This is a genomic window from Rhizomicrobium sp., assembly GCF_056722145.1.
The window spans coordinates 1-11,098 of sequence record NZ_JBWZET010000006.1; the positions used below are offsets into that span (position 1 = coordinate 1).

Genomic DNA, 11,098 nt, shown 5'->3' on the forward strand with positions numbered 1-11,098 from the left:
CCGGTCGCCGACATCGAAGAGGGTTATATTTCGACCTCCAGCGTCATCCTGGCCAATCTCGCCATGGACCTCGGCCGCCCGATCCGTTGGGACGGCAGCCATGTGATCGGCGACGCGGAAGCCGAGAAGCGCTTGGCCCGGCCGTATCGGGCGCCTTACATCCATCCGGCGGCCTGACCGGATGCGCGCACAAATCCTATTGGCCGCGGCGGCGCTGGTGGCGCTGTCGGGTTGTGCCTCGCTGCAAGCGCCGACCGGCGTCGTCGATCCGGCGCGGCTGACTGCGCTGTTGAAGGGCTATGCCGACAGCGGCCAGCTGGTCGGGGTCTCGGCGCTGGTGACCCAGAACGGCAAGGAGACCTATTTCGGCGCCTTCGGGGCTGCCGATCGCGAAGCCGCCCATCCGATGGCGCGCGACACCATCGTGTCGATCTACTCGATGACCAAGCCGGTCACCGGCGTGGCGCTGATGACGCTGTGGGAAGCGGGCAAGTTCCGTCTCGACGATCCGGTCGCCAAATACATTCCCGAACTGGCGAACGTGAAGGTCTATGCCGGCGTCGATGCCGCCGGCGCGCCGCTCCTGGTGGCGCCGAACCGGCAGATGACGATCCGCGACGTGATGCGCCACACCGCCGGGCTGACCTATTGCAGCAAGGACAATCTGCCCGAACTGAAAGCGGCGTGCGACGCCGCCGATCCTTTGGCGCTGACCCATTCGCTCGACGATTTCGCGCGTGTCCTCGGCAGCCTGCCGCTCGAATACCAGCCGGGCGAAAAATGGCGCTACAGTTTCGGCGTCGATGTCCAGGCGCTCTTGGTGCAGCGCCTTTCCGGCAAGCCGTTCGCCCAGTATGTGCAGGAGAAAATCCTGACCCCGCTCGGCATGGCCGACACCGGATTCTACGTGCCGCCGGAAAAGCGCGCCCGTCTCGCCGCCATCTACGAACGCCACGACGACGGCAGCTTCACGCGCAAACAGAACGACAAGTCGATCGAGCTCAACACCGGCCACTGGGCGATGATGCCGGGCGGCTTCGGCCTGACTTCGACGCTCGACGATTACACCCGCTTCGCCCGCATGCTGGTCAACGGCGGCGAGCTCGACGGCGTGCGCATCCTGAAACCGGCCACCATCAAGCTGATGAGTACCAGCGTGCTCGATCCGGCGGTGACCGACCGCTCGTGGCTGCCGTCGAAGGGCGAGGTCGGCTTCGGCATCGATTTTGCCGTCCGCACCGTGCCGCCGGCGACGCATGACAGCCCCTCCGGCGCAGTCGGCGAGTTCTTCTGGGATGGCGCCTGTTACACGCTGTTCTGGGTCGATCCCAAGAACAAGCTCACCGCCGTTTTCTTCACGCAATATCAGCCGTTCGGGAAAGTCCCGGCCCATAAGGCTTTTCGCGATGCGGTCTATCAAGGTGTCGATCCGTCGGCGCTGCCGCCCAAATAATACGAGGATTGAGATGAGACTGTTGCCGCTGGTTGCGCTGTGCGCCGTGATGTCCGCCGCGCATGCGGAAGACGGCTATGATCTGTGGCTGCGCTATCGCCCGCTCGAGAAGCAGGATCAGACCCGCTATCGCGCTGTCGCCACCGAAGTCGTCAGTGCCAGCCATTCGGCGACCGCCCATGTCACGACCGACGAACTCACCCGCGGGCTGTCCGGCCTGCTCGTCAAGAAGATCGCGGCCGGCAACACCGTGCGCGGCAACGGCGCGGTCTTGTTCGGCACGCCGGCCAATTCGAAGACCATCGCCGGCCTCAACCTGCCGCTGACGAACCTCGGCCCCGAAGGCTACGTCATCAAAAGCGTGACCGCGAAAGGCAGGAAGATCACCGTCATCGCCGGCAACACCGATGTCGGCGCGCTCTATGGCGCCTTCCGCTTTTTGAAGATTCTGCAGACCCGCAGCGCCGCCGATCATCTCGATATCGCGTCGGCGCCGAAGGTGAAGCTGCGCCTGCTCAATCATTGGGACAATCTCGACGGCACCGTCGAGCGCGGCTTTGCCGGCGGCTCGATCTTCAACTGGTGGACGCTACCTGAGCACGTCTCGCCGCGCCTCGTCGATTACGCCCGCGCCAATGCCTCGGTCGGCATCAACGGCGCCGTGGTGATCAACGTCAACGCTTCGGCGCTGATCCTGACGCGCGATTACATCGCCAAGGTCGCCGCGCTGGCCGACACTTTCCGCCCCTATGGCATCAAGGTTTATCTGGTGGCGCGGTTCTCGGCACCGATGGAAGTCGGCCGGCTTCCCACCGCCGACCCGCTCGATCCGGCGGTGCGCGCCTGGTGGAAGAACAAGGCCGACGAAATCTACAACGCCATTCCGGACTTCGGCGGCTTTCTAGTAAAGGCCAATTCCGAGGGCCAGCCGGGGCCCCAGGATTACGGTCGCAGCCACGTCGATGGCGCCAATATGCTGGCCGAGGCGCTTGCCCCGCACGGCGGTGTCGTGATCTGGCGCGCCTTCGTCTACAGCCACGAAGTGCCCGACGACCGCATCAAGCAGGCGTATTCCGAGTTCAAGCCGTTTGACGGCAAGTTCGCCGCCAATGTGATCCTGCAGGTCAAGAACGGGCCGCTCGATTTCCAGCCGCGCGAACCCTTCAGCGCCCTGTTCGGGGCGACGCCGGCCACCAATACGGGCCTGGAAGTGCAGGTCACCAAGGAATATCTCGGCTTCAACACCCATCTCGTCTATCTCGGGACGATGTGGCAGGAAGCGCTCGAAGCCGACACCTATGCCAAAGGCCCCGGCTCGACCGTCGCCAAGGTGATCGACGGTTCGCTGTTCGGCAATAAGCTGACCCTGATGGCTGGCGTCTCCAACATCGGCGCCGACCGCAACTGGTGCGGCTCGATCTTCGATCAGGCCAACTGGTATGCCTTCGGCCGCCTTGCCTGGGACCCCGATGCCAAGGCCAGCGACATCGCCGCCGATTGGGTCAAGATGACCTTCACTGCCAATCCGGCGTTCGAACAGCCGGTGGTCGCGCTGATGATGGGTTCGCGCGAGACCACGGTCGATTACATGACGCCGCTCGGGCTCGCCCATCAGATGGGCACCTCGGGCCATTACGGGCCGGGACCGTGGATCGACAATGCCGGTCGCGCCGACTGGAATCCGGTCACCTATAACGGCGCCAAGGCCGACGGCATCGGCTTCGACCGCACGCCCACCGGCTCCAACGCGGTGGCACAGTATTTCCCGCCGGTGGCGCAGAAGTTCACCGGCGTCGCCACCACGCCGGAAAACCTGCTTCTGTGGTTCCACCATCTGCCGTGGAGCTATCGCGTCGCCTCGGGCCGCACCTTGTGGGACGAACTCGTCACCCGCTACGGCGACGGCGAGGCCAAGGTCGGCGCGATGGCGGCGACATGGGCGAAGCTGAAGCCATTCGTCGATGCCGAGCGCTTCCAGATCACTGCCGACGATTTCCTCATCCAGGAACGCGACGCCAAGCTGTGGCGCGATGCGTCGGTGGCCTATTTCCAGAGCGTTTCGGGCCTGCCGCTGCCGGTGGGAGTGCCGGCGCCGGCGCACAGCCTGTCGTACTACAAGGAATTGTCGTGGCCGTATGCGCCGGGGCAGGGTGCGCCAGGCAAGAAGATCAAGCCGCCGCCAGTGGAGGATGCCCAACACTGACGAAGCAGGAGGAGGGGCGATGAAGTGGACCTTGCTCGCGCTGTGCGCCGCGGTAACGCTGTGGCCGGCGCGAGCCGACGATGGCTATCGCTTGTGGCTGCGCTATGACGCGCTCGATAAACCGGCGGTCGCCGCCACCCACGGCTTCGGCCGCGCCATCGTCACCGCGGCCCATTCGCCGACCGCCGAGATCACCGCCGCCGAGCTGACGCGCGGGCTTTCCGGGCTGCTCGGGAAAAAGATCGCCGTCGGCGATACGGTGCGCGCGTCGGGCACCATTCTGTTCGGCACCCCCACGGATTCGCCGACCATTGCGAGTCTCAAGCTGCCGCTCGCGCGGGCCGGCAGCGAAGGCTTCGTCCTCCGCACCGCGACGGTGAAGGGCAGGAAGCTGATCGTCATCGCCGGCAACAGCGACGTCGGGGTGCTGCACGGCGCCTTCGCCTTGCTGCGCCTTGTCCAGACCGGCCAATCGCTCGACCGGCTCGATGTTGTGGAGGCGCCCAAAATCAAGCTGCGGATGATCGATCACTGGGACAATCTCGACCGCACCATGGAGCGCGGCTATTCCGGCTTTTCGATCTTCAACTGGTTCGAACTGCCCGGCCATGTCGATCCCCAGCTCACCGATTACGCCCGCGCCGAAGCCTCGCTCGGCATCAACGGCGTGGTGCTGACCAATCCGTCCGGTCTTACCACCGCGGTCAGCCTGACCGAGCCGTGGCTGAAGAAGGCCGCCGCGCTCGCCGATTTGCTGCGCCCCTATGGCATCAAGGTCTATCTGTCGGCGCGGTTCTCGTGCCCGCAGGAACTCGGCGGCCTCAAGACCGGCGATCCGCTCGACCCTGGCGTGCGCGCCTGGTGGAAGGCCAAGGCCGACGAGATCTACCGCCTCATTCCCGACTTCGGCGGCTTTCTGGTGAAAGCCAATTCGGAAGGCCAGCCGGGGCCGCAGGATTTCGGCCGCAGCCACGCCGACGGCGCCAATATGATGGCCGCGGCACTGGCCCCGCATGGCGGCATCGTGATCTGGCGCGCCTTCGTCTACGCGCCGGGGCCCGAGGACCGCGTCAAGCAGGCGTATAACGAGTTCAAGCCGCTCGACGGCCAGTTCGCCGACAATGTCGTAATCCAGATCAAGAACGGGCCGCTCGATTTCCAGCCGCGCGAGCCGTTCAGCCCCTTATTCGGCGGTCTCGAGAAAACCCCGGCCGGCCTCGAGTTGCAGGCGACCAAGGAATATCTCGGGTTCAACATCCACCTCGTCTATCTCGGCACCCTGTGGCAGGAGGTGCTGCAGTCCGACACCTACGCCAAGGGCCCGGGCTCGACGGTCGCGCGTGCGGTGGACGGCGAACTGTTCGGGAACAAGCTCAGCCTCGTCGCCGGCGTCTCCAATGTCGGCACCGCGCGCAACTGGTCGGGTTCGATCTTCGATCAGGCCAACTGGTACGCGGTCGGCCGCCTGAGCTGGAACCCCAACGCCGACGCCCGCGCGCTTGCCGAGGAGTGGGTGCGCATGACCTTCACCTCCAACCCTACCTTCACCAAGCCGGTGGTCGACATGATGATGGGATCGCGCGAAGCGGCGGTAAACTACATGACCCCGCTGGGGCTCGCCCACCAGATGGCGACCGGGCATCATTATGGGCCCGGTCCCTGGATCGCCGACGCCGGCCGTCCCGACTGGAATCCGGTCTATTACGCCCGCGCCGATCACGACGGCATCGGCGTCGACCGCACCGCTACCGGCTCCAATGCGGTGGCGCAGTATCGCGCGCCGCTGTCCGACAGCTTCGCCGATGCTACGAAAACGCCGGAAGCGTTATTGCTCTGGTTCCACCATGTGCCATGGGACTTCCGCATGGCTTCGGGAAAGACGCTGTGGGACGAACTCGTTCTGCATTACGCGCGCGGCGTCGATCAGGTCGCCGCCATGCAGGCGACGTGGGCGACGATGAAACCCTACATTGATGCCGAGCGCTGGCAGCTGACCGCCGACCATCTGGCGATGCAATACGACAGCGCCGTGATCTGGCGCGACGCCTCGATCGCCTATTTCCAATCCCTGACGGGCCGCGCACTACCAGTAGGTGTTCCGATGCCCCAACACACACTGGATTGGTATAAAGCGCAGAAAATTCGGTTTGTGCCCGGCGCGCCGGGACAGACTGCCTCGCCGTTCCGCGCCGATTGAACCGTCCGGCGGCCCTAAGTTATGGGAATTGCCGCACATTTTTTGTACCTGTCGCTTCGGCGTCATGGTTTCGCCCTAATGTTTTTACGAGCGATACCGGTAACAAAATTCACAACGCGTGCTATGGTTTAAGCTGCATGTTAGAACAATTCCATCATTTACTAAGCACATAATTGACGCTTGCGGCATCATTTTGCATGTATATTGCATCGTTTCCGTTGGTGTTATCGCAGCAACACACAAAAGCATTCGTAAGTGTTCTGTGGTTTGTTGCCTTGACGGTGCATAGGGCGAGGCATAATCCTAGTCTGTGTTACCGCTAACATACTCGGCTTAGACCAAAGCCGGCTTGCGCGGCCAATGAGGGGAGCATTCTCAGCACTCAATCGAGGCTCATCAAGTCCGGCGATCGGGTCCTTTCGAACCCAAAATACGACGACGCCCAAAGGGGAGGAACAGAATGAAATCGACAGTGAGTAATCGTGCCGTTTTGCTCGGTACGACGGTTCTGGCAGGCGTGGGCCTGCTGATTGCGTCGGCTCCGGCCGTCGCCCAAGACTCCATGGAAACGGTGACGGTCACCGGCTACCGCGCCAGCTTGACCGAATCGACCGGTTTTAAGCGCTCCGCCGTCGGCTTCACCGACGCGGTGTTCGCCGAAGACATCGGCAAGTTCCCTGATACCAACGTTGCCGAAGCTCTGAACCGCATCCCGGGCGTGACCATCAGCCGTGATACCGATGGCGAAGGTGTGAACGTCTCGATCCGCGGTCTGGGCACGAACTTCACCCGTATCACGATGAACAACACGGCGGTCGCGGTTGCCTCGACCGGCGCCACCGACTCGACCAACAACAACCGCGAAGTCGACTTGAACATGTTCCCTGGTGAACTGTTCACGCAGTTGTCGGTGTCGAAGAGCCCGCAGGCCACTCAGCTCGAAGGCGGCGCGGCCGGCGTCATCAACATGCGCACCCAGCGCGCGTTCGACCACCCCGGCTTCCATCTGTCCTACAACATGCAGGGCACCAACGAATCGACCTCCGGCGCGTTCGGCAAGCGTGGCACGCTGATCGTCAGCGACACGGAAGGCCCCTTCGGTCTGTTGATCGGCATTTCGGGCACGCAGAACCCGATCATGGTCAAGGGCTGGGAAGACGGCAACGCCGGCTGGGTTGGCCCGAGCGAACAGGCCAACCAGTGCACCACCGCCAGCGGCTGCTCGTCCTTCGGTACCAAGTCTTGGCCGCTCCCGGGCAGCATTCCGGCCGTCACCGGCAGCCCGGCGATCCCGGCTGTGCTGGTTCCGATTCCGTCCGGCTATGCGCTCACGGGCGGCGCGACGCCTTACTCCAGCGGCGGCAAGAACTACTTCCCCGCCAACTACACGATGGCGCAGGCCGACTATCTCGCGCTCAATCCGGGCATGACTGCCGTCCAGCTCTCCAACGCGCTGCTGCCGCGTCTTGGCCGTGCGATGTTCCAGTCGGGTACGCGCGATCACTTCAATGCGGTGATCAGCGGTGAATACCGTCCGACCGAAAACCTGCACTTCTATCTCGACTTCGTCTTCGGCCGCACCTTCAACAACATCAACCGCTCCGACATGGACTGGGGCGTGCGTGGTGGCGTTGGCAACCAGGCGATGTTCCCCGCCGGCATGACGCTGGCGTCTGACTGGCTCAACGGCACCGGCGGCGCCGGCGGCGCGGTGACCAGCGCGACCTTCTACGGCGGCGGCTACTTCCTCGAAGCCCGTCCGTACAAGGAAAAGGGCGACTTCTTCAGCTTCAACCCGGGCATGTCGTGGGATGTCACCGACATGCTGCACATCGAAGCCCAGGTCAACGCGAGCCGCAGCCACTTCCTGCGCGATTCCCCGACCGTGCTGGTCCTGACCTGTCAGAACCAGGCCCCGAGCAACGGTGCGCCGAATTGCACGCCGCCGGCCGGCGGCAACGTCATCACGTTCAGCAACCTGCCGGGCCAGCAGTACCCGACCGAGTCGTCGAACCTTGACCTCAACAACCCGGCCAATTTCGTTTGGTACAACGGACGCGTCAATCTGCAGGACGAAAAGCGCTACACCTACACCAATGGCGCCCACATCGACGCCAGCTACGGCGCCGACGTGTTCAAGGTCAGCGCTGGTGCGGCGTACGACGAAATCTATCGTGACATCGTCGCGATCGATGCGTCGACGCAGTGGCAGAACGCGGTCTGCGGCGGCAACCCGAACGTCTACCTGCCGGGTAACACTGCCCTGCCGGGCTGCAACGGCTCGTCCGCGCCGATCGGCACCGTCCCGACCTATCCGGGTTACGGCACGGGTTACAGCACGGGCTTTGCCCCGCTGTCGTTCTCGGGCTCGCTGATCCCGACCAGCCAGCTTGCCAACTACCTGCAGGCCGGCCCGACCGGCTTCGTCACCGTCAACTTCCCGAAATTCATGGCGGCGGCGAACTACAATGCTCTGGACCAGTGGGCGATCAAGAACACCTGCAACAACGTCCATTGTAATCCGACCTATCCCTTCACCACGGCATCGAACACCGGCGGCACGTCCGGCGCGTTCGATGAAAAGGATTGGGGCCTGTACGCTCAGATCGACGGCAAGTTCAACATCGGTGAACGCGCCCTGAAGTACAATGTCGGCCTGCGCTGGAGCGAAACGCACCAGACGATCTTCTCGCCGACCGTCTATACCGATCCGCGCAACTACGGCGCAGACGGCATCAGCGGCACGGCCGACGATCTGCAGGACGGCGGCAAGTATCCGAGCTACTACAAGTACGGCGCAGCCAAGCACACCTATCAGGCTTTCCTGCCGTCGATCAGCTTGGTGTACTCGATCGCCGATGACTTCCAGGTGCGTGGATCGATTTCCCGTACCATGAGCCGTCCGAACCCGGCGCAGATGATCTCGGTTGTGAACTTCTCCGACCTGAACGCCCAGAGCGTCAGCATCGGCAACCCGGGTCTGAAGCCCTACTTCTCGAACAACATCGACCTCGGGTTTGAATACTACACCGGTGGCGAAGGCTACTTTGCGGTTGACGCGTTCCGGAAGTCGATCTCCGGCTTTACGGTCAGCTCCAACGTGACCCAGCCGTTCTCGTGGTTGTCGCAGTTTGCCATCAACTGGGCGTCGCTGTCCGACACCCAGCAGACCAACCTGTGCGGCCGCACGGCCGGTTGCGTGAAGACGACGGCGACCGACGCGACTGTGGCGAACACCACTGTCACGGTCAGCGAGCAGATCAACGCTGCGGGTCTCGAAATCATCAACGGTTTGGAACTCGACTACGTCCAGCCGCTCGACTTCCTGACCGATCAGTACCTCGGCGTGAAGGGCTTCGGTCTGACCGCCAACATGACGATCATCGACCAGAAGTCGACCGGCTCGGTGCCGACCTTTGCGACCGGCGTTGCTCCGTTCACCTACAACGTGACGGGCTACTACGAAGACAACGGCGTGATGGTCCGCATGTCGTACGTTTGGAACGATCGCGCGTACGCGACCGGTTCGAACCAGCAGAGCCTGTGCTTGCCGGCCGGTTCGTCGTCGGGCGGTTGCCCGGCGGGCGCCTACCTGTTCGCCGCGCCGTATGGCCAGGCGGACTTCTCGTCCAGCGTCAAGCTCTCCCGCCTGGTTGGCGAAGTTGCGAGCGATCCGGAGCTCACCTTCAACATCCAGAACCTGTTCAACTCCAAGCAGCGCAGCTACGACCAGTACGGCAGCTCGCTCCACAACTACTACATCAAGGGACAGACCTTCCTGTTCGGCATTCGCGGTTCGTTTTAATCGCGGCCTCCCTGCCTCAGCCATCTAGTCGCGTCGTGACCCGGATGGCTGGGGTACTTGACTGGGCATTTGCGGCGCATCCTTTCCGGGGTGCGCCGCTTTTGTTTGAAGGCCGGCTGTGGCGCTCCCGATCGGTACGACAGCGCTGTCTTCGCGTATTTTGTTAGCGGCACCACGCCGCTTGTGATTTCCATGGCCGGAACGATGCCGGCTAGTGTAAAAGGCGCGCCCATGAACACGACCGCACCCGCACCCCGCCTCTCGACCCAAACGCTGTCCCACGCCAAACCGGGCGTCGTGCTGCCCAAATACGACCGCAGCAAGACGAGCATCGGCATTGTGCATTTCGGCCCGGGCGCGTTTCATCGCGGCCACCAGGCCTGCTATTTCGATTCGCTGTTAGCCAGGGATCCGCGCTGGGCGATCTCGGGCGCCGAGCTGATGCCGTCGGGCCTGATGGAAAACGCGCGTGTGCAGGACAACCTCTACATGGTCGCCGAACTCGACGCGACCATCCACTATCGCGTCGTTGGTTCGCATACGGAATACCTCAAGGCGCACGGCCAGGCCGATGCGATCTTCGCCCGCCTTCTCGATCCCGCCGTCAAGCTGGTCACCTCCACGGTCACCGAAAAGGGCTATTACCTCGACGGCAAGGGCGAACTCGATCTCGACAATCCGGCGGTCAAGGCCGATCTCGAACACCCCACCACGCCCGGCACGCTGATCGGCTGGATCACCGAAGGCCTCGCCCGCCGCAAAGGCGCCGGCATGGTGCCGTTCGTGCCGGTCTCCTGCGATAATATGGTGATGAACGGCCACAAGCTGCACGGCGCGGTGCTGAAATTCGCCGAAGCGCGCGGCGACAAGGATCTGCTGGCCTGGATCGTCGACAACGTCCGCTTCCCCTCGACCATGGTCGATTCGATCACGCCGGCGGCGACGCCCGAACTGATCGAGCGCATCGAACGCGAAACCGGCCTGCGCTGCGAGGCGCCGGTGCAGCGCGAAGCCTTCCTGCAGTGGGTGGTGGAAGATGCCCTCGGCGAAGGCGCCCCGGACCTGGCTTCGGTCGGCGTGATGATGACCAAGGACGTCGCCGCCTACGAATTCGCCAAGTTGCGCCTGCTCAACGGCGCCCATTCGACCCTGGCGTATGCCGGTCTGATGCGCGGCCGCGAGTCGGTCGGTGAAGCGATGGCCGATGCCAAGCTTGCCCATGCCGTCGAACTGATGATGCGCGAAGACATCGTGCCGACCCTGCACCAGACGCCGGGCCTCAATTTCAACGCCTATATCAGCGATCTCTTGGACCGCTTCCGCAATCCGGCGCTGACCCACAAGCTGATCCAGATCGCCTCCGACGGCTCGCAGAAGCTGCCTTACCGCATCATCGGCTCGCTGATCGACGCCCTGAAGGGCGGCCGGTCGATCAAGCGG

Annotated in this window: 5 protein-coding genes; all 5 read left to right on the forward strand. The window is 63.5% G+C overall.

Annotation, left to right across the window (positions count from 1 at the left end; all coding sequences use genetic code 11):
• The first annotated feature begins 181 nt into the window (after window positions 1-181).
• The gene (locus tag AC1P6P_RS00355; protein WP_481400446.1) at window positions 182-1,453 is read left to right on the forward strand and encodes a serine hydrolase domain-containing protein; all 1,272 of its coding nucleotides are present in this window, start codon (window positions 182-184) and stop codon (window positions 1,451-1,453) included.
• Window positions 1,454-1,466: 13 nt separating this feature from the next.
• Complete coding sequence (locus tag AC1P6P_RS00360; protein ID WP_481400447.1) at window positions 1,467-3,656, forward strand: alpha-glucuronidase family glycosyl hydrolase; 2,190 nt, start codon at window positions 1,467-1,469, stop codon at window positions 3,654-3,656.
• Between the two features lie 19 nt (window positions 3,657-3,675).
• A complete protein-coding gene (locus AC1P6P_RS00365; RefSeq protein WP_481400448.1) occupies window positions 3,676-5,853 on the forward strand; it encodes an alpha-glucuronidase family glycosyl hydrolase in 2,178 nt (725 codons plus the stop codon).
• 460 nt (window positions 5,854-6,313) lie between these two features.
• Entirely contained in the window at window positions 6,314-9,658 is a 3,345-nt protein-coding gene (locus tag AC1P6P_RS00370) for a TonB-dependent receptor (RefSeq protein ID WP_481400449.1), read from the forward strand.
• Between the two features lie 231 nt (window positions 9,659-9,889).
• On the forward strand, window positions 9,890-11,098 hold a 1,209-nt coding region (locus AC1P6P_RS00375), incomplete at its 3' end, for a mannitol dehydrogenase family protein (protein WP_481400450.1).

Coding starts and splice junctions, on each gene's coding strand:
- AC1P6P_RS00365 (WP_481400448.1), top strand. CDS start 3,676: ATGAAGTGGACCTTGCTCGCGCTGTGCGCCGCGGTAACGCTGTGGCCG.
- AC1P6P_RS00370 (WP_481400449.1), top strand. CDS start 6,314: ATGAAATCGACAGTGAGTAATCGTGCCGTTTTGCTCGGTACGACGGTT.
- AC1P6P_RS00355 (WP_481400446.1), top strand. CDS start 182: ATGCGCGCACAAATCCTATTGGCCGCGGCGGCGCTGGTGGCGCTGTCG.
- AC1P6P_RS00360 (WP_481400447.1), top strand. CDS start 1,467: ATGAGACTGTTGCCGCTGGTTGCGCTGTGCGCCGTGATGTCCGCCGCG.